We start from the raw sequence: 17,173 nt of genomic DNA, 5'->3' as shown, positions 1-17,173 counted from the left end.
GGGTGCCGGGGTGTGGCTTGCTGGTGGGGGTGGCGTTGTTGTGGGCGGGTGCCAGCTGGGCCGCCGACCCTGCCGAACTGGCGCGCGGCAAGGAGCTGTTCACCAAGATCCAGCCCGCCTGCGCCGTGTGCCACACGCTGCAGGCTGCGGGCGCCGAGGGACAGGTCGGCCCGGTGCTGGATGAACTCAAGCCCGATGCGGGCCGCGTGCTGCGGGCGTTGAAGGCGGGCATCGGCGCGATGCCCTCGTATGCCGAGCGCATGAGCGAAAAAGACATGTTGGCCGTGGCCGCCTTCGTGGCCCAGGCCACGGGCGCGGCCCCATAACGCCGGGCCGCCGGTTCAGGCCGTCGTGCGCGAGGGCAGCAGCGCGGCCGGCCGCCGGTCGCGTTCCAGCCCCTGGAAGTCAAAATCCACCTGCGGCGCGCGCCCGCTCACGATGTCGGCCAGCGCCTGGCCCGAGCCGCAGGCGTGCGTCCAGCCCAGCGTGCCGTGGCCGGTGTTGAGGAACAGGTTGGCGAGCTTCGTCTTGCCGATCAGCGGCACATTGCTGGGCGTGGCGGGGCGCAGGCCGGTCCAGAACTGGGCCTGGCTCGCGTCGCCCGCGCCAGGAAAAAGCTGCTCCACGCGGCGCACGATGGCGTCGCAGCGCACCTGGTTCAGGTGGCGGTCATAGCCGTTCAATTCAGCGGTGCCGGCAATGCGCAAACGATCGCCCTGCTGGCTGGTGTAGCGCGAGAACACGAGCTTGAACTCGTCGTCCGTGAGGCTCACCTGGTGCGCCTTGGACGCGTCCTTGACCGGCATGGTCACCGAATAGCCCTTGGCTGGGTAGATCGGCAGGTGGATGCCCAGCGGCTGCGCCAGCAGCGGGCTGAACGAGCCCATGGCCAGCACGAAGGCGTCGCCCTGCACGCGCTCGAAGCGGCCCTCGGCGTTGGTCACTTCCACATGGTCGATGTTGCCGCCTGCCTCGCGCAGCGCCGTGATGTGGTGGCCCAGACGGAACTGCACACCCGCCGCCTCGCACAGTTTGGCCAGCTCGCGCGTGAACTGGTTGGCATCGCCCGATTCGTCCTCGGCCGTGAAGGTGGCGCCTGCCAGCTGCGGGCGGATGTGGGCCAGCGCTGGCTCGATGCGCACGGCCTCGTCGGCGCTGATGACCTGGCGCTCGCAGCCCAGGGCGCGCATCTGCTCGGCCGGGGCCAGGGCGCCAGCGAACTCTTTCGCGTTGGTGTAGAAGTGCAGGATGCCTTGCGTGCGCTGGTCGTACTGGATGCCGGTGGCTGCACGCAACTGCTGCAGCACGCTGCGGCTGTAGGTGCCCAGGCTCACGATCTGCTCGATGTTGTGGCGCGTGCGCGCCGGCGTGCAGTTGCGCAGAAAGGCCAGGCCCCAGAGCCATTGCCGCATGTCGGCACGCAGGCGAAACAGCAAGGGGGCGTCTTCTTTGCCTAGCCACTGCAGCACCTTGAGCGGCGCGCTGGGGTTGGCCCAGGGTTCGGCGTGGCTGACCGAGATCTGCCCACCGTTGGCAAAGCTGGTTTCGGCGCCGGGGGCTCCCTGGCGGTCAATGACGGTCACTTCGTGGCCGAGCTGTTGCAGGAAATAAGCCGAAGTCACGCCGAGCAAGCCGGCACCCAAAACAATCACGCGCATTTTTGAAGCCTTTTAAGGGTTCAGCGCTTGATGGACGTGCGTTAGAAGCTATTTTTTGTATAGCAAGCAGTTGGCGCGCGTCCGCCAAGCTGCCGCTCCCCCTGTCCTTGGTACCTGAGAGATTCACCACACAGCCCACATGGCGCGCGGTTTGCTCCTTCGGTGCGCCACGGTGTGCCCGTGGCGGCTCTCCAGACGGCTTTGATGAATGGTGCAGTACGGGACCTGAGCGTGTATGGGAGTTTGCGCCTTCGGTGCAGCGGCGGGCGTGTGGCCTGCCGTGCTCTCCTGCGGGGCCCATTCTAGGAGGGCACGGGCGGCGGCAAAGTGTTTTTGCCGGCTAATGGGTGGCAATCGTTGCTGATGGTAGGAGGTGACAGGTCGCCATAATCCAGCGACTTGACCCAGCCCAGGACGCTTTCCCTATGCCCGACACCGCTTTCGATCCCTTTGCCAGCGCGGCCGTCATCACCATGGCCCGCCAGGGGCGCACCCCCCGGCCGCTCGATTTGCCCGCAGCGCTGCGCCCGCGCGATGCGACCCAGGCCTATGCCGTGCAAGACATCGTGGTGCGCGAGCGGGGGGAGATTGCAGGCTGGAAGGTGGGCGCCGCGTCGCCCCAGGCCCAACCCACGCGGGCAGCGCTCACCCGTGATTCGGTGTTTGTGGCGCAAACCGTGCAGGCGGTGCATTTGTCTGCTGCAGGGTTCGCCGTGATGGGGGTCGAGGCCGAGCTGGTGTACGAGCTGGGTGCCGATTTGCCAGCCCGCTCCACGCCCTACAGTGCGGCCGAGGTGCTGGCTGCCATGACCTCGGTGCGCGCCGCCATCGAGGTGTGCGATACGCGGTTTGCGGCCTGGGGGCTGCAGGGCGAATGGAGCCGCCTGGCCGACCAGGCCTGCCATGGCGCACTGATCGTGGGTGCGGGGGTGGCCGATGTGGCGGCGGTGCAGCCCCTGGCGCAAGCGGTGAGCGTGTCAGTGAACGGGATGGTTGCCGTGCAACACGCCACCTGGGGCAACGCGGCGGGCGATCCGCTCGGGCTGCTGGTGTGGCTGGCCAACGAAGGCGCGCGCAGCCTGGGTGGGCTGTGCGCGGGGCAGTGGGTGACCACCGGTTCCTGCACCGGCACCGTCTTGGTGGCGCCGGGTGCAGTGGTGGTGGCTGAGTTTCCAGGCCTCGGACGCGCCGAGGTTCATCTGGTGTGACAGGCGGGGAACGCTAGGCTCCCCCAGCGCCATCAGTTGCGACGCGGGTTGTCGGGCTGGCTGTCACGGCGATTGGATACGCCGTCGCCATCGCGGTCGCGGTCGTTGCGGTTGGCAACGCCATCGCCGTCCCGGTCCCAGCCACCGCGTTGCATTTCCCAGCGGCCTTCACGCTCCACCCACTGGGGCTGGCGGTACTGGTGGCCATGGCGTGCTTGCACCCAGTGGCCCCGAACCCAGCGGTGGCGGTTGCCACGCCATTCCCAATGCCCTTCTTCCCACACCTGTCCGCGGCGTGGGCGTGGCACGGCTTCATGCCGTGGAGGTGGGGGGGCGGGAATCACCTGGTAGTTCTGCGTGGATTGGTATCCACGTTCTGGCTGACCCGATTGAATGATGACGGTGCCTTGCGGTGCAGCGTGCGCGGGTGCAAGGGGCAGCAGTGCCATCAGGGCGAGGGCAGCTGCAGTGAATGTCTGGCGGGTCATGGTGATCTCCTAATGTTCCTTGCGGAATCGGTCTGTGCATGGTGGCGGTTCGGCGCGCTGCGCCACGTAGGCGCTGAGCGGGGTCAGCCGTAGGCGAAGAGGGCGGCTTCACCCGGGTCTTCCCGGACCGCCCCCGGCCTTCACCCCTCCGTCAGTTGCGGTACGGGTTGTCTGGACGGCGATCGTGGCGGTTCGGCACACCGTCGCCGTCGCGGTCCCGGTCGTGGCGGTTGGACACGCCATCACGGTCCCGGTCGTGGTGATCGCGGTCATAGCGGTTGGGAATTCCGTCGCCATCCCGGTCGCGGTCATAGCGGTTGGGGATGCCGTCTCCATCCCGGTCCCAGCCACCTGGGCGCATTTCCCAGCGGCCGCCATGTTCCACCCAACGCGGTTCGCGGTAGTAGTAGCCAGGGCGGGCCTTCATCCAGTGGCCCTGGACCCAGACGTGGCGGTGGCCACGCCAATCCCAGTACCCGGGCACCCACACCATGTCCCGGCGGGGGCGGGGCACCACTTCATAGCGGGGTGGTGGTGGCGGGCCGTATTGCACCACCATGGGCGAGGGCGCTTGGTAGTGGTGGGGTTGTCCCGACTGGATAACAACGGTGGCGCTGGTCTGTGCCTGCGCCACCGTAGCGGCACCCAGCGACAGCAGGGCGATAGAAACAGCGGCGAGTGCATTGCGGGCCATGATGGTCTCCTCAAAATGATTCCTTGCGGAACCGGAGACTTCATGGTGCAGACGCTGCGTCAAGACGGTGTAGGCGAATTGCGAAGTCTTGTGAAGTTGTGTTTCCTGCAGCGGTGTCGACAGGGGTTTCCGTGATTTTTCTCACACTCCAGACTGCCCACCCCGTGCCTTGCCGAGGGCGCCCTCAGCGCCACCACACCAGTGCGGCCACCACCAGCAAGGCAAACCAGGCCGGGTGCCTGCCGTCGGTGGCATAGAACACCAGCAATCCGCTGATCAGGGTGGCCAGCCCCGCCACATCAGCCACCCAGGCCCCCAGGTTGGTATCTCCTGGCACGGTCCCCAGGCGCCACAGCAGGGCGCTCAGGGCCCACCCCAACACGGTGGCCAGGTGCCAGGTGCCCCAGAGGATGCGCACCTGCCGCTCGTGCAGTACGGGCCGCCCTCCGGTGGGCACGATGCCCTGCGTGCGCAGAGCGCGAAACACGAGGAATTCACCCAGCACCGAGTGCGCAACACCCACCAGGGCGAGGCCCCCGGCTGCCAGTACCAGCGGAGTATTCATGAACAGTTTTCAAGTCAATCAGGATGGCTGTGGAAGGTGCAGAAGCGGCGCATCGACCCGTCTTCGTCGCCTTCAACGCTTTGGGGGGCAGCACAGGGCCAGCGCGGGCGGCAGCGCCAGCCAGAAACCCGATGTGGGCATGAGCACAATGCCCAGCGCCGTGAGAGCCAGCAACCCGGCACCCAGCCCGCGCAAAGGAACGTGCGCCAGGGCTGCATTGCGTTCGATCAGCAACATGGCCCAGCCCAGCAACGCGAACAACACGCCGAACAGTACAAACCAGACCACGGCGCCCACGGCCGGGTCTTTTTGCACGCTGTTGAAAACGCCGCGCCGCACGATCTCTTGCAGCTGGGTCGGAAACACGACGGCGGCATACAGCGTGTGCAGCAGCGCCACGGCCAGCATCCACCGGCCCTTCCAGCGGTTGCGAAGCGGTATGGCCGTGGAGCCAGGGGAGGGGGAGGTCAGGGTGGTCATGTGGGTGGGTTCCTATGAAGAAAGAAGGGCGGGGCAATGCGTGTGGACCCGTGCGCCCAGCCCCGTAAGCAGGTGCATCAGGCCCATCCACATGCGCTCGAACGCAGGCATCTCGCCGGGCACCTGCACCAGGTGCTCGCCCAGCACGCGCTGGTGGCGTCCGGCGGTGATGGGTGGCGGCGTCTTGACGCCAAAATCGAAAACCGGTTGCGTGAAAGGCTCCATCTGCCAAGCCTGCATGTCAGCCAGTGCGGGCGCGAGTTCGGCGGTGTAGGCCGGCACGGTGAGGCTGGCATTGACGAGTCCGAGTGCCTGGTAGGCCTGCAGCACCAGTGCGTCTCGCTGTGGGTCGGTGGGAGGGCGCAGCAGTGCGGACCACGCCTGTGTCACCTGCGCCAGAAAATCGCCGGAGAGGCTGCGGGTGCAGCCAAAGTCGAGCACGCCCACCGTGCCATCGGGCGCGAACAGAAAGTTGCCGGGGTGCGGATCGGCATGTACCCGGCCCAGCACAAAGATGCAATGCATGAACCAGTCCCACAGGTGCTGTCCGGCCAGGTCGCGTTGCTGCTGTGTGGGTTGCGTGGCCAGCCAGGCCTGCAGGTGCTGGCCCGGCAGGAACTGTTGCGTGAGCACCTGGGCCCGTGTGTGCGACAGGATGGGCTGCGCCAGCACCACGCCGGGCAAAGCCGCGTGCTGCGCAAACCATTGCAGCTGCTCTGCCTCCTGCAGGTAGTCCACCTCGCGCAGCAGCGTGGCTTCGATCTCTGTCATCACGCTGTCCACCACGGTGTTGGCGGGCAGGGGCATGTCGGTGTGGGCCAGGGCGCGCAGTGCAGTGCGCATCAGTTGCATGTCGCTGGCAATGGTGGCGGCGATGCCGGGGTACTGCACCTTGACGGCCACCGTGCCGTGGCCCGCCAGTTGAGCGCGGTGCACCTGGCCCAGGCTGGCGGCGGCGAAGGCGGTGGGATCGAACTGGTCAAACAGCGCCTCGGGCTCCTGCCCGAAAGCCTGGCGGAACACGCGTCCCACCAGCGCGCGGTTGAGCGGCGGTGCCTGGTGGTGGGCGCGCGCCAGCTCCTGCCGCACGCCGTCGGGCAGCAGGCCCGGGTGCATGCTGAGCAGCTGCGATACCTTCAGGGCCGAGCCCCGCAGCTGCCCCAAAGCGCCAAAAAGGATGCGGCCCAGGGCGGCCTCGTGGTCGGCCTGCGCCTGGGCTGACGGCGTGCGCACACGGTGCCCCAGCTGGGCCATGCCGATGCGCGCCGCGGCCAGGCCCGTGATGGTGCCGCGCGCCAGGCGGCCAGTTCGCGGCGCGTCAGCGCGCGCCATGGTTTGAAAGGGCCAGCTGCTGCAGCATGGCCTGCACGATGCGGCGGTGAAACGGCGTGATGACGGCCATATAGGCATGGCCCAGCGTGTTGTGGATATGCACCACGGTGCTGATGACGACCGTGGGGGCGCTGCCCGGCTGCCCGTGTTTGGTCAGCGAGACCTGCACATCCAGGTGTTTGTCGTCCTGTCCCATCACCACCTCGGTGTCGCTCAGATGGCGAATCAGGAAGATGCCCACGCGGTCTCCGACGCGGTAGCTGCGCGCATTGGTCGGGGGGGCTCCGCTGGCAAGCGGATGCACGTCCTGCAACTGCCCCACGTCCTTGAGACCCATCAGCCGCACCAGCTTGTTGCGCACGGCCAGAAGTTGCTCCGTCCACCGCGGTGTCCTAGCCAAGACGTCCAGCCAGGTCTGCAGTGCACTGGCGGCGGGGCGGGGATCGGTCGTTGTGAAGGCGTCAAAAAAATCCGCGTCATGCAAGGTGGCATGGATGACCGTGCCAGAGGGCACCTGGACCTCGCGCACGGTGTGGTCGGTGGTCATGCGGACTTCCTCTTGCGTGGCGTGGCCGCTGGCTTTGCAGCGCTTGCCGGGCTGGCAGCGCGGGGGGTGCGCGGCGCACGCGGCGGTTTGGAAGGTTCCTGCGAGGGAGATGTTGCGGCACCTGCCGTGTAGGCGGGCGCAGGGCCGGGAGGCGCACTGGCCATCGCCTGTTTGGCCAACTGCAGCATGCCCATCAGGCCGCTGCTGTGCTGCACCATGCGGGCCATCTGGCTGCGCAGCACAAAGCCGCCCAACTGCAGCACGCGGTTGACGAGCCCACCGCGCAGCGCCTGCACCAGCACACCCAGCGACAGGTCCACCAGCTGCGTGGTGTCGGCAAATTCATCTGAGGTATCGGCCAGCCAATACGTCACCACACCGGCCAGGTAGTCGGTGTACAGCCCGCCCGCCAGGCCCTTGAAGTCGCAGGGCTCGATCTCGCCGCTGGCCTCGGCGGCTTCCAGAAAGCTGGCGACGGCCTCGCGCAGGCTTTGCCGTGCCGCCAGGGGCTCTGCCAGCATCGACAGCGGCGAGCGCCGCGCCAGGCTGCGCACCTGGGCCACAAATTCGCGGTCGGCCAGCAGGCGCTCCAGCACCGCGTCGGTCAGGCGCTGGAGCTTCTCCTGCAGCTGATAGCCCGCAAATCCCGGCGTCTGCAGCGTGTCGGCCAGCGCCTGGTGGGCCACGTCGTCCAGGTAGCCCAGCACGATGCGGTCTTTGGTCGGGAAGTATTTGTAGATCGTGGCGTCGCCGATGCCGGCGGCGCGCGCGATGTCTTTCATCGTCGTGCCGTCGAAGCCCTGGCGGGTCATGAGGTCCACCGCGCTGGCCACGATCTGGCGGCGGGTGGCGTCTTGCTGTTGGCGGGTGGTTTTCACTTTGGTATCTTTAAAATCGTTGAATCAATGATTTAAAGAATAGTGAATTTTCATTAAAGCGTCAATGGGTATCGAAGGATGGGCCCGACGAAGGTGCAGACACCTTCGCCTGTGCGCTGGGCTGCGGCTCAGTCGTCGGGCACAAACACCTGCTCGATGGTCCGCCCGAGCACGGTGGCGATCTTGAAGGCCAGGGGCAGGCTGGGGTCGTATTTGCCCGCTTCGATCGAGTGCACGGTCTGGCGGCTCACACCCAGCGCGTCGGCCAGGGCTTGTTGGGTCATCCCGCGGTCTTGCCGCAGGGCTTTGACGTGGTTGTGCATGCGGGTTGCCTCAGTCCGGCGCCAGGCCATCGGCCACCAGCTGCGCCACGTGCTCGCCCAGCGTGGCGCTGGCCGGCCGGTAGCGGACGCCCAACTCGGCCTGGCTGCGTGCGGTGTCGAACTGCAGCGGATGACCCACGTTGTGGCGCACGTAGCTGCGCGTCATGCCGGCCATGGGCGCGATGAGCCACATCAGCCATCGGGGCACCTCTTTGGTGGGCAGCTTGGCGCTGCGGTCCGGGTGGCTCTGGCGCAGGCGCTGCGCGATCTCCAGCAGGCGCAGGCTTTCGCCCACCACCAGGTAGCGGCCCGAGGCTGCCGGCTGCAGCGCGGCGCTGACGTGCGCCTGGGCCACGTCGCGCACATCCACCGTGCCCAGCCACAGCGGCGGCACGCCCTGGCGGAAGGACCCGTCCAGAAACTGGCGCAGCAGCTGCACGCTGGTGGCATCGTCGCGCTGCGACAGCGAGGGGCCGAAGATCGCACCTGGATGCACGCTCACCAGCGACCAGCGTTTTTGCCGTGCCTGCAGATCCCAGGCCAGGGCCTCGGCGCGCGTCTTGGAGAGCGCGTAGGGATTGCTTTGCGCGGTCGACGTGCGGTTGATGTCCTTTTCGTTGAGCACATGCCCCGGGCGGGATTGCAGCTCGTCGCTGTCGCCGAACATCGCCACGATACTGCTGGTGATGACCACACGCTCCACGCTCGCCGCGCGATTGGCCGCATCCAGCACGTGGCGCGTGCCCGTCACAGCGGGGGCGATGAGCTCGCGCTCGGGGTCGGCCGAGGGCCCCAGCTTGTAGGGCGAAGCGGTGTGCAGCACCGCGCTGCAACCCTGCATCGCAGCGTCAAAGCCCTGCGCACTGAGCAGGTCGGCCTCAAACAACATGAGCTGGCCTGGATGCGCCTGCGCCAGGCGCTGCAGGTGCGCGACCTTGCGCTCGTCCTTCAGGCTGCGCACCGTGCCGTGCACCGTGTGGCCCTGCTCCAGCAGCAGCTTCACGATCCACGACGCCAGGTATCCGGCCGCGCCGGTCACCAACACGCGGGCCATGCTCAGCTCACCCGGTGGTGGGTGATGCACAGGCCCAAGCCCCAGGCGGCGATCAGCCCGGCGGCCACGGCCAGCGGGTGCACGGCAGGGGCCATGCCCAAGGCCTGTACCGCGGACACCACCAGCAGCATGGCCAGCGCCAGCCCCACCGCCCATTGGCAGGCGCGGCCGTGCATCTGGCGCTGCAGTTCGTCCAGCTGGCGGTAGCGGCGATAGCCCAGCCACGACAACAGCGCACACGCTGCCGCCAGCAGCCCCGCCGCCCACCGGCCCGACGCCAGCGGCAGGTGCGCCAGCTCCAGGCTGGCGAGGCCCAGCAAGATCACCACGAGCAGGCCGGAGAGCACCTTGGCCAGGTAGCTGATTTGTTCCAGGGGAGGGGGAAGTTCGTTCATGCGGGCCTCAGGAAGTAAAGTTTGCTTTACAAATTGTCGTGCCGCGGCGATGTCCATGTCAAGTTTCTTTTACTTTTGACAGGGTGGAGTCGGCCACGAACATCGAAATTTCAGTGCTTTTTGGCCGCTCGCGCTTATTGTATAAACATTTATTGCTATCAATGTCATAGCAAATGACACGCGACCCCATTGCATCGCCCGATCTCAAACGAGCGACGGCAAGCCAAACGCCCCAACGCCGCGTCGTTCCCTCACTGGGGAGCGCCGCGCAGCGGCTTAAAGGGGCAGCCTCCGCATTCCCGTGAACGCTTCGAACTCCCAGCTGCGCATGGCCAAGAGCAGCGTGTAGCCCTCAAGCTCCCGCGGTGGCAGCTTCTGGTCGGCCAAGTGCTGCTGCGCAAAGTCCTGCGCCACGCGCTGCATGCGTTCCATGAACGCGGGCGCCAGGCCCCGGCTGATGGTGCCGTGCACGAGCAGCACACCTTCGCCCGAGCCGTCGAAGCCGCCGGAAAAGTAGTCGAGCAGCGCGTGCTCGCGAAAGTAGTTCATCACCGGGCCGTGGGGCCGCCAGCGGAAGGTCTTGGCGAGCTTCAATCGGTAGCGGTTCAGGGGCCGCAGCTCGATGATGCCGATGCGGTCAAGCTGCGCCAGGTACTTGATGCCCTCGGCCTCGGAGAGCCGGTAGGTAGTGGTCACCTGCTCCAGCGTCCATTGGCTGAGCACGCAAATCGCCATCAGCAGCAGCTTCTTGTCGGCCACCACGGCGCGTTCCTGCTCCTGCGTCAGCTCCTTGAGCAAGGGCTGGTTTTCGGCCACGCGGCGTGCGAGGTCGGCAAAGTCCAGCGCCAGCGCGCGGCAGATCGCGTCGATGCGCGACAGCGGCATGTCGCCCTTGGCCAGCATGCGCTTGACGCTGGACTCGGCCATGCCCAGGGCCTGCGCCAGGTCGGCGTAGGTCATCTGGGCGGTCTTGAGTTCTTTTTTCAGGGCGAGAACGAGGTCGGCTGTGGTGCTCATGGGTATCGATTATCAATACCGAGGGTGTCTTTGGCGGCAATCGGTGCGACTTTTTGGTGATGGCGTGGCGTGGGCTGCGCACACTGCGCCGCATTCACTGCCCAACCCTGCGGATGCGAAGACCATGACCTTTCTGATTTCTCTCCCCACCCGGCGCCACAAGCCCGTGACGCGCGCTGAAGCGGGCCTGCTGCTGGGCGTGATCGCGTTGCTGGCGCTGGCCGTGTTCGGGCCGGTGTTGCCTGCCAGCGTGCACCAGCACGGTTTTGCCGATCAGCGCGCGCTGTGGGGTATTCCTTGTGCGATGGATGTGCTGAGCAATCTGCCGCTCGCCATCGCAGGGGTGTGGGGCTTGCGGGCATTGCGCCGTCTGGCCGCCGGCGCTCTGGACCACACATCCCACGCGATGGTCACGCTGTTTTTCGTGGGGTTGGTGTGCACGGCCATGGGCTCGGGCGTGTACCACTGGCAACCGCAGGACGCAGGCCTGCTGTGGGACCGGTTGGGCATGGTGCTGCCTTTTGCGGGCCTGTTGGGGCTGGCGGCGACCAGCCGCGTGAGCCAGCGGGCGGGGTGGGCCACGGCGGGCGCGATGCTGCTGGCCGGACCGCTGGCCGTGCTGTGGTGGTCGCACGCCGGCAACCTGATGCCCTGGGCGGTGGTGCAACTGGGCGGCATGCTGGTGGTGCTGGCACTGGCTTGCTGGCCCCGGCGCGATGGCGCCCTGGCGGTGCACCTGGGCGCGGTCATTGGCCTGTATGCCGTGGCCAAGTTGTTCGAGGCCGCCGATCACGCGGTGTTTGACGCCACAGCGCAGTGGGTGTCGGGACACAGCATCAAGCATGTATTCGCTGCCAGCGCTGCCTGGCCGGTGTTGCTGGCACTGGCGGCATTGCGCAACAGCGGTGCACGGGGTGCGCCGCACGTCACGCTGTCCGGGCAGAATGGCGCCCACACCGTGGGTGTCGCACGCAGGTTCCGCGCCTGAGTGGCGGGGCACTGGATACACAAACACAAAGACACAGCAAACCCATCGGAAACGAGGAGAAAAGCATGCACCCCGAGACCCCCTCAACCAGCGTTGCGCCAACGCATGAGGACCCGAACCAGTTCGCCCTGCTGCGCCAACGGCGGTTTGCGCCGTTTTTCTGGACCCAGTTTTCAGGCGCCGCCAACGACAACCTGTTCAAGTTCGCGTTCACCGTGATGGTGACCTACCAGCTCAGCGTGTCGTGGCTGCCGCCGGCGATGGCGGGGCTGGTGATTGGGGCGCTGTTCATCCTGCCGTTCCTGCTGTTCTCGGCCACCTCGGGCCAGCTCACCGACAAGTACGACAAGACGAAGATGATCCGCTTCGTGAAGAACCTGGAGATCGCCATCATGCTGGTGGCGGCGGGCGGGTTCATCGCGGGCAATGTGCCCATCCTGCTGCTGTGCACCTTCCTGATGGGCGTGCACTCCACGCTGTTCGGGCCCGTCAAGTTCGCCTACATGCCGCAGGTACTCAGCGAGCGTGAGCTCACCGGCGGCAACGGCATGGTCGAGATGGGCACCTTCGTGGCCATCCTGCTGGGCAACGTGGCGGGCGGACTGCTGGTGGCGCTGCCGGGCATCGGCCACACCACGGTGGCCGTGGCGTGTGTGGTGGCCGCGCTGATTGGGCGCGCGGTGGCGCAATTCATCCCGTCGGTGCCGGCCACCGACCCGGGGCTCACCATCAACTGGAATCCCTTCACCGAGACCTGGCGCAACCTCAAGCTTGCGCACGAGAACATCGTGGTGTTCCGCTCGCTCCTGGGCATCAGCTGGATGTGGTTCTTCGGCGCGGTGTTCCTGTCGCAGTTTCCGAGCCTGGCCAAGGAAGTGCTGCACGGCAACGAGCAGGTGGCTTCGCTGCTGCTGGTGGTGTTCTCCATCGGCATCGGCATTGGCTCGCTGCTGTGCGAGGTGCTCTCGCGCCGCCATGTCGAGATCGGCCTGGTGCCGCTGGGTGCCATTGGCATGAGCGTGTTTTCCATCGACCTGTACTTCGCGGCGCGCAGCCTGCCACCGTCGGAAATCATGGGCCTTGGCGCCTTCCTTGCACAAAGCCAGCACTGGCGTGTGATGCTCGACCTGGCGCTGCTCAGCCTGTTTGCGGGCCTGTACAGCGTGCCGATGTACGCCTTGATCCAGATGCGCAGCCAGCCCACGCACCGCGCGCGGATCATCGCGGCCAACAACATCCTGAACGCGCTGTTCATGATTGCGAGTTCGCTCATCGCCGGCGCGCTGCTGGGCGCCGGCTTCACGGTGCCGCAGATCTTTTTGTTCGTAGGCCTGGCGAATGCGGTGGTGGCGTTCTACATCTTCATGCTGGTGCCCGAATATCTGCTGCGCTTTGTGGCCTGGATGTCATCGCGCTTCGTGTACCGCTTCAAGGTGCAGGGCGACGAAAACCTGCCCACCACCGGCGCGGCCATCCTGGCGTGCAACCACGTGAGCTTTATCGACGCGGTGCTGCTCATGGCCGCGAGCCCGCGGCCGATCTATTTTGTGATGGACCACCGCATCTTCCGCGTGCCGGTGCTCGGCTGGCTGTTCCGCCTGGCCAAGGCCATCCCGATCGCGCCGTACAAGGAAGACCCCGCCACCTACGACGCCGCCTTCGAGCGCGCGGCCCAGGTGCTGCGTGAGGGCGACTTGCTGGCCATCTTCCCCGAAGGCGGCATCACCAAGGACGGCCAGCTGCAGGAGTTCAAGGGCGGCATCATGAAGATCATCGAGCGTGCGCGCGAAGAGGGCGTCGAGGCGCCGGTGATCCCCATGGCGCTGACCAACCTGTGGGGCTCGTACTTCAGCCGCATCGAGCAGGGCGGTGCGATGGTGCGGCCGTTCCGCAGGGGGTTCTACAGCCGGGTGGGGCTCAATGTGGGCCGTCCTGTAGCGTCTCAGGCCGTGCAGCCCGCGCTGCTGCGCAGCCAGGTGGCAGACCTGTTGCAAACATGAGCACGGCAGACGTTGCCATCGCGGCCGTGCCGGCAGCGGACCCCGGTGCATTGACGGATCGCATCCTGGATTTCTTGCGCGGCATCGGCCTTGCGGTCTGTGAGGCCGAGGTGCCCGACGACAGCTTTCTGCCTGGCGTCCGCATCGAGCGGGGTGGGCTGCGCGTGGACCGGGCGCGGCTGCGCTGGCCCGGTGACCTGCTGCACGAGGCCGGCCACTTGGCGGTGGTGCCTGCCGCCCAGCGCCCCACCCTGGACGACGCACTGCAGGACCTGCCCGCAGTGCCCCATGGCGGTGAGATCGAGGCAACCGCCTGGGCGTGGGCCGCGCTGTGCCACCTGAGGATGGATTCCGCTGTGCTGTTCCACGACGGCGGATACCACGGGCGGTCCGCCGGGCTGCGCACCGCTTTCGAGCTGGGGGTGTACCTGGGGGCGTCGGGGCTGGCAGCTGCGGGGCTCACCCTGCTGCCTGCGCAGCAGGTGCCTGGCGGTCCGCATGCCTATCCCCACATGCTGACCTGGCTGCGGGACTGAGGCTCCGGAAAAGCGCAGCGCTCACTCCGCACGAATCTGCGCCCGTTGCGCAATCGCCCGCATGCGTGGCAGCTCGTCCTCGATCTGCGCCAGCACGGCATCGCCTGGTGCGTAGGCGGGCTCCAACCCGCTGGCCACCAGCTTGCTGCGGATTTCGGCATCCGCCAGGGTCTCGGCCAGTGCCTTGTGCAATTTGGCCTTGGCCTCGGTGGGCAGGCCGCGCGGCGCGACCACGGCCAGCCAGGAGTCGGCCGAGAACCCCGGAAAGCCACTTTCTGCCACCGTGGGCACGTCGGGCAGCTGCGTGGCCCGCGTGGCGCCTGTGACGGCAATGGCCTTGATCTTGCCCGCCTTGAGCTGTGGCAGCGCTGCCGCCACGGTGTCGATGGTGAGGGGGATCTGCCCGCCCATCAGGTCGGCCATGGCGGGGGCGCTGCCCCGGTAAGGCACGTGCATCAGCTTGATGCCTGCGGCCGACCAGGTCAGCTCGGCTGCGAAATGCCCCGTGGTGCCGTTGCCGAACGAGCCGTAGGAGAACTTGTCTGGAGTGCGCTGCACGGCGGCGATCAGCTGCCGGAGGTTGTTGACCGGCACATCGCGGTGGGCCAGCAGAATCAAGGGCACACGGGCGACCAGGCCGACGGGCTCGTAGCTCTTGACGGGGTCGTAGGGTAGCTTGGCGTTCAGCGCGGGGTTTACGGTGAAGGTGGAGCCCGAGCTGATCAGCAGCGTGTAGCCGTCCGCCGGTGCGTTGGCCACAAACGATGCGCCTACGATGGTGCCCGCGCCCGCCTTGTTTTCGATGACCACCGCCTGGCCCAGGCGTTCGCCCAGCTTCTTGCTGATGAGCCGGCCCACGATGTCCACCGCCCCGCCGGGCGGGAAGGGCACGATGAGCTGAACGGGTTTGGCGGGGTAGCCGTCGGCGTGGGCCAGGGGCGATAAACCCAGGCCTGCGGTGGCTGCGATCGCAGCGATGGACAGGGCGACGCCAGTGCGTCGCGTCAGAGGCAAGCGGTTCATTCGGCGATCCTTCGGATGAGGGCTGGTTGTGTTCAGCCGTTGCTACCTGCGGACAGGGTCCAGGATGCGCCAGTCTTCGTTTCGCTCTGGCGGCCCGCCAGGGCCTGTCGCTACCACGGAAGTTCGGTCAGCCGACATGGCCGGCGGGATGCACCGGCCATGTCGGGGAGACCCGGCGGCGTGCACGGGTCTGAGGAAACGCAAAGATAAAAAAGCAGAGGTGCTCAGATCACGGAGAGCCCGGCCAGCCGGCACAGGTGCTGCTGCTCCGTCTCCTCGCGCGGGGCATCAGCCGTTGCGAAAAAGAAAGCTGTAGGCGTTCAACGCCGGCACCCCTCCCAGGTGCGCGTACAACACACGGGAGCCTTCGGGGAATTCGCCCTTGCGCACCATGTCGATCATGCCGTGCATGGACTTGCCTTCGTACACCGGGTCGGTGAGCATGCCTTCCTGGCGCGCACACAGGCGGATGGCTTCGAGCGTGCCCTCGTTGGGCAGGCCGTACTCGGGGCCGCCGTAGCGCGTGTCCAGCACCACATCCTCGGCCGTGATCTCCTGGCCCAGTTCCACCAGCTTGGCCGTGTTCTGTGCGATGCGCAGCACCTGGGCATGGGTCTTTTCGGGCTTGGCCGACGCGTCGATGCCGATCACCTTGCGTGCCCGGCCGTCGGCCGCAAAGCCCACCACCATGCCGGCCTGCGTGCTGCCGGTGACCGAGCACACGACGATGTAATCAAACTGGAAGCCCAGCTCTTTTTCTTGCTGGCGCACTTCTTCGGCAAAGCCCACGAAGCCCAGGCCGCCGTACGGGTGCTCGGAGCAGCCTGCGGGAATGGGGAAGGGCTTGCCGCCGGCCTTCTTCACGTCGTCCATGGCCTGCTCCCAGCTGGGGCGGATGCCGATGTCGAAGCCCGCAGCGTCCAGGCGCACGTCGGCGCCCATGATGCGGCTCATCTCGATGTTGCCCACGCGGTCGTACACCGCGTCGGAGTAGTTGACCCAGTTCTCCTGCACCAGCACGCACTTCATGCCCAGGTGCGCGGCCACCGCGGCCACCTGGCGCGTCTGGTTGGACTGGATGCCGCCGATGGAGACCAGCGTGTCGTAGCCGCCCGCAATCGCCTCGGGGATGAGGTATTCGAGCTTGCGCGTCTTGTTGCCGCCGAAGGCCAGGCCCGAGTTGCAGTCCTCGCGCTTGGCATACAGGTGCACCTTGCCGCCCAGGTGGGCCGACAGGCGCGGCAGCGCGGTGATGGGCGAGGGCCCGAAGGTGAGCGGGTGGCGGGCGAATTTCTGCAGGTTCATGGCGGTGTTCCGGTCGATGGAAGGGATGGGGTGCAAGGGGTGGCTTGCAGTGCCTTCATCGTAGAAAGACACGCGCATCAAGTGGTTGCGAATTTCATCGGTATTTCAGAGTTTTTCATTTATGAATCAGAATATCGACGATAAATATTTCTTGAAAAGAAAAATGTGCGCAACAAAAGTTCGTTCCAAGAATGTGCCGCAGGCTGATGTGTCGGCTGAGCTGGACCGCACTGACAAAGCCATCCTGCGCCAGTTGCAGCGTGATGCCTCGCTGTCCAACGTCGCGCTGGCCGAGAAGGTGCACCTGAGCGCACCCGCCTGCCTGCGGCGCGTGGAGCGGCTCAAGCGCCTGGGGCTCATCGACGGCGTCGTGGCACTGCTCAACCCCAAGGCCGTGGGTGCTGGCATGCTGGTGATGATTGGCGTGGTGCTGGACCGCTCCACGCCCGAATCGTTTGCCGAGTTTGAAAAGGCCGCCGCCAAAATCTCGGGCTGCATGGAGTGCCATGTGGTCACCGGCGAGTTCGATTACTTCATGCTGGTGCGCACGCGTGACAACGACAGCTTTAACCGCCTGCACGCCGAGCAGCTGATCTACCTGCCCGGAGTGCGGCAGGTGCGCTCGTTCATGGTGCTGCGCAATGTGCTATCGACCACGGAGTTGCCGCTGGCGCTGTAGCGG

At 66.6% G+C, this 17,173-nt stretch carries 20 protein-coding genes and 1 riboswitch; of the genes, 6 read left to right on the top strand and 14 right to left on the bottom strand.

Annotated features, from left to right (window positions below; translation table 11 throughout):
- The first annotated feature begins 17 nt into the window (after window positions 1–17).
- A complete protein-coding gene (sorU, locus tag ARADN35_RS0122590) occupies window positions 18–326 on the top strand; it encodes a SorU family sulfite dehydrogenase c-type cytochrome subunit (RefSeq protein ID WP_010466263.1) in 309 nt (102 codons plus the stop codon).
- Window positions 327–341: 15 nt separating this feature from the next.
- On the opposite strand, the gene ARADN35_RS0122585 is transcribed toward sorU, so the two are convergent.
- A complete protein-coding gene (locus ARADN35_RS0122585) occupies window positions 342–1,658 on the bottom strand; it encodes a D-amino acid dehydrogenase (protein WP_010466262.1) in 1,317 nt (438 codons plus the stop codon).
- Window positions 1,659–1,749: 91 nt separating this feature from the next.
- Window positions 1,750–1,863, bottom strand: a riboswitch (glycine riboswitch).
- Between the two features lie 220 nt (window positions 1,864–2,083).
- Between ARADN35_RS0122585 and ARADN35_RS0122580 the strand changes: the two genes are divergently transcribed.
- Window positions 2,084–2,866, top strand: coding sequence for a 2-keto-4-pentenoate hydratase (locus tag ARADN35_RS0122580; protein WP_010466261.1), 783 nt, complete (start codon window positions 2,084–2,086; stop codon window positions 2,864–2,866).
- Between the two features lie 32 nt (window positions 2,867–2,898).
- On the opposite strand, the gene ARADN35_RS0122575 is transcribed toward ARADN35_RS0122580, so the two are convergent.
- From ARADN35_RS0122575 to ARADN35_RS0122525, 11 genes are all read right to left on the bottom strand, one after another.
- A complete protein-coding gene (locus tag ARADN35_RS0122575; RefSeq protein WP_010466260.1) occupies window positions 2,899–3,354 on the bottom strand; it encodes a YXWGXW repeat-containing protein in 456 nt (151 codons plus the stop codon).
- 151 nt (window positions 3,355–3,505) lie between these two features.
- A complete protein-coding gene (locus ARADN35_RS0122570) occupies window positions 3,506–4,048 on the bottom strand; it encodes a YXWGXW repeat-containing protein (protein ID WP_010466259.1) in 543 nt (180 codons plus the stop codon).
- Window positions 4,049–4,232: 184 nt separating this feature from the next.
- On the bottom strand, window positions 4,233–4,613 hold the full coding sequence (locus ARADN35_RS0122565) for a hypothetical protein (RefSeq protein ID WP_010466258.1): 381 nt from the start codon (window positions 4,611–4,613) through the stop codon (window positions 4,233–4,235).
- 72 nt (window positions 4,614–4,685) lie between these two features.
- Window positions 4,686–5,093: a DUF6463 family protein gene (locus tag ARADN35_RS0122560; protein WP_100199512.1), complete on the bottom strand. Its 408-nt coding sequence runs from the start codon at window positions 5,091–5,093 to the stop codon at window positions 4,686–4,688.
- A 12-nt stretch (window positions 5,094–5,105) separates the two neighbouring features.
- Entirely contained in the window at window positions 5,106–6,425 is a 1,320-nt protein-coding gene (locus ARADN35_RS0122555; RefSeq protein ID WP_010466256.1) for an ABC1 kinase family protein, read from the bottom strand.
- Window positions 6,412–6,972, bottom strand: coding sequence for a DUF2867 domain-containing protein (locus ARADN35_RS0122550; RefSeq protein ID WP_010466254.1), 561 nt, complete (start codon window positions 6,970–6,972; stop codon window positions 6,412–6,414). Before ARADN35_RS0122550 ends, ARADN35_RS0122555 begins: the two co-directional genes overlap by 14 nt.
- Entirely contained in the window at window positions 6,969–7,850 is an 882-nt protein-coding gene (locus ARADN35_RS0122545; protein WP_010466253.1) for a TetR/AcrR family transcriptional regulator, read from the bottom strand. Before ARADN35_RS0122545 ends, ARADN35_RS0122550 begins: the two co-directional genes overlap by 4 nt.
- Before the next feature lie 128 nt (window positions 7,851–7,978).
- Window positions 7,979–8,173, bottom strand: a complete 195-nt coding sequence (locus ARADN35_RS0122540) for a helix-turn-helix transcriptional regulator (RefSeq protein ID WP_010466251.1) — start codon at window positions 8,171–8,173, stop codon at window positions 7,979–7,981.
- Window positions 8,174–8,183: 10 nt separating this feature from the next.
- Window positions 8,184–9,227: an NAD-dependent epimerase/dehydratase family protein gene (locus ARADN35_RS0122535; RefSeq protein WP_010466250.1), complete on the bottom strand. Its 1,044-nt coding sequence runs from the start codon at window positions 9,225–9,227 to the stop codon at window positions 8,184–8,186.
- Window positions 9,228–9,229: 2 nt separating this feature from the next.
- Window positions 9,230–9,622 (bottom strand): hypothetical protein, encoded by a 393-nt coding sequence (locus tag ARADN35_RS0122530; protein ID WP_010466249.1) that lies wholly within the window; start codon window positions 9,620–9,622, stop codon window positions 9,230–9,232.
- Between the two features lie 276 nt (window positions 9,623–9,898).
- Entirely contained in the window at window positions 9,899–10,639 is a 741-nt protein-coding gene (locus ARADN35_RS0122525) for a helix-turn-helix domain-containing protein (RefSeq protein WP_010466248.1), read from the bottom strand.
- A 124-nt stretch (window positions 10,640–10,763) separates the two neighbouring features.
- Here ARADN35_RS0122525 and ARADN35_RS0122520 point away from each other — a divergent pair, with 124 nt between their 5' ends.
- The 3 genes from ARADN35_RS0122520 (at window position 10,764) to ARADN35_RS0122510 (ending at window position 14,163) form a co-directional block, all read left to right on the top strand.
- Complete coding sequence (locus ARADN35_RS0122520; RefSeq protein ID WP_035198518.1) at window positions 10,764–11,627, top strand: hypothetical protein; 864 nt, start codon at window positions 10,764–10,766, stop codon at window positions 11,625–11,627.
- A gap of 65 nt (window positions 11,628–11,692) precedes the next feature.
- Window positions 11,693–13,627, top strand: coding sequence for an MFS transporter (locus ARADN35_RS0122515; protein ID WP_010466246.1), 1,935 nt, complete (start codon window positions 11,693–11,695; stop codon window positions 13,625–13,627).
- A complete protein-coding gene (locus ARADN35_RS0122510) occupies window positions 13,624–14,163 on the top strand; it encodes a hypothetical protein (protein WP_010466245.1) in 540 nt (179 codons plus the stop codon). The genes ARADN35_RS0122515 and ARADN35_RS0122510 overlap by 4 nt, the downstream gene beginning before the upstream one ends.
- Before the next feature lie 21 nt (window positions 14,164–14,184).
- On the opposite strand, the gene ARADN35_RS0122505 is transcribed toward ARADN35_RS0122510, so the two are convergent.
- Together ARADN35_RS0122505 and ARADN35_RS0122500 are read right to left on the bottom strand one after the other, a co-directional pair.
- Complete coding sequence (locus ARADN35_RS0122505) at window positions 14,185–15,186, bottom strand: Bug family tripartite tricarboxylate transporter substrate binding protein (protein WP_010466244.1); 1,002 nt, start codon at window positions 15,184–15,186, stop codon at window positions 14,185–14,187.
- A 288-nt stretch (window positions 15,187–15,474) separates the two neighbouring features.
- Window positions 15,475–16,491 carry a 1-aminocyclopropane-1-carboxylate deaminase gene (locus ARADN35_RS0122500; RefSeq protein WP_010466243.1) on the bottom strand — a complete coding sequence of 339 codons (1,017 nt, stop codon included), beginning with the start codon at window positions 16,489–16,491 and terminating at the stop codon, window positions 15,475–15,477.
- Between the two features lie 163 nt (window positions 16,492–16,654).
- On the opposite strand from ARADN35_RS0122500, the gene ARADN35_RS0122495 reads away from it, so the two are divergent.
- Window positions 16,655–17,170 (top strand): Lrp/AsnC family transcriptional regulator, encoded by a 516-nt coding sequence (locus ARADN35_RS0122495; protein ID WP_029414306.1) that lies wholly within the window; start codon window positions 16,655–16,657, stop codon window positions 17,168–17,170.
- The last annotated feature ends 3 nt before the right edge of the window (window positions 17,171–17,173 follow it).

The organism is Acidovorax radicis N35, from assembly GCF_000204195.1.
In the GTDB taxonomy this organism is placed as follows: domain Bacteria; phylum Pseudomonadota; class Gammaproteobacteria; order Burkholderiales; family Burkholderiaceae_C; genus Acidovorax; species Acidovorax radicis.
The sequence above is the reverse complement of the archived record's forward strand: the minus strand, read 5'-3'. Positions and strand labels throughout refer to the sequence as shown.

Bases quoted from the DNA above. Each gene is read 5' to 3' on its own strand.
- ARADN35_RS0122585 (WP_010466262.1), bottom strand. From the start codon at position 1,658: ATGCGCGTGATTGTTTTGGGTGCCGGCTTGCTCGGCGTGACTTCGGCT.
- ARADN35_RS0122580 (WP_010466261.1), top strand. From the start codon at position 2,084: ATGCCCGACACCGCTTTCGATCCCTTTGCCAGCGCGGCCGTCATCACC.
- ARADN35_RS0122575 (WP_010466260.1), bottom strand. From the start codon at position 3,354: ATGACCCGCCAGACATTCACTGCAGCTGCCCTCGCCCTGATGGCACTG.
- ARADN35_RS0122570 (WP_010466259.1), bottom strand. From the start codon at position 4,048: ATGGCCCGCAATGCACTCGCCGCTGTTTCTATCGCCCTGCTGTCGCTG.
- ARADN35_RS0122565 (WP_010466258.1), bottom strand. From the start codon at position 4,613: ATGAATACTCCGCTGGTACTGGCAGCCGGGGGCCTCGCCCTGGTGGGT.
- ARADN35_RS0122560 (WP_100199512.1), bottom strand. From the start codon at position 5,093: ATGACCACCCTGACCTCCCCCTCCCCTGGCTCCACGGCCATACCGCTT.
- ARADN35_RS0122555 (WP_010466256.1), bottom strand. From the start codon at position 6,425: ATGGCGCGCGCTGACGCGCCGCGAACTGGCCGCCTGGCGCGCGGCACC.
- ARADN35_RS0122550 (WP_010466254.1), bottom strand. From the start codon at position 6,972: ATGACCACCGACCACACCGTGCGCGAGGTCCAGGTGCCCTCTGGCACG.
- ARADN35_RS0122540 (WP_010466251.1), bottom strand. From the start codon at position 8,173: ATGCACAACCACGTCAAAGCCCTGCGGCAAGACCGCGGGATGACCCAA.
- ARADN35_RS0122535 (WP_010466250.1), bottom strand. From the start codon at position 9,227: ATGGCCCGCGTGTTGGTGACCGGCGCGGCCGGATACCTGGCGTCGTGG.
- ARADN35_RS0122530 (WP_010466249.1), bottom strand. From the start codon at position 9,622: ATGAACGAACTTCCCCCTCCCCTGGAACAAATCAGCTACCTGGCCAAG.
- ARADN35_RS0122525 (WP_010466248.1), bottom strand. From the start codon at position 10,639: ATGAGCACCACAGCCGACCTCGTTCTCGCCCTGAAAAAAGAACTCAAG.
- ARADN35_RS0122520 (WP_035198518.1), top strand. From the start codon at position 10,764: ATGACCTTTCTGATTTCTCTCCCCACCCGGCGCCACAAGCCCGTGACG.
- ARADN35_RS0122515 (WP_010466246.1), top strand. From the start codon at position 11,693: ATGCACCCCGAGACCCCCTCAACCAGCGTTGCGCCAACGCATGAGGAC.
- ARADN35_RS0122510 (WP_010466245.1), top strand. From the start codon at position 13,624: ATGAGCACGGCAGACGTTGCCATCGCGGCCGTGCCGGCAGCGGACCCC.
- ARADN35_RS0122505 (WP_010466244.1), bottom strand. From the start codon at position 15,186: ATGAACCGCTTGCCTCTGACGCGACGCACTGGCGTCGCCCTGTCCATC.
- ARADN35_RS0122500 (WP_010466243.1), bottom strand. From the start codon at position 16,491: ATGAACCTGCAGAAATTCGCCCGCCACCCGCTCACCTTCGGGCCCTCG.
- ARADN35_RS0122495 (WP_029414306.1), top strand. From the start codon at position 16,655: ATGTGCGCAACAAAAGTTCGTTCCAAGAATGTGCCGCAGGCTGATGTG.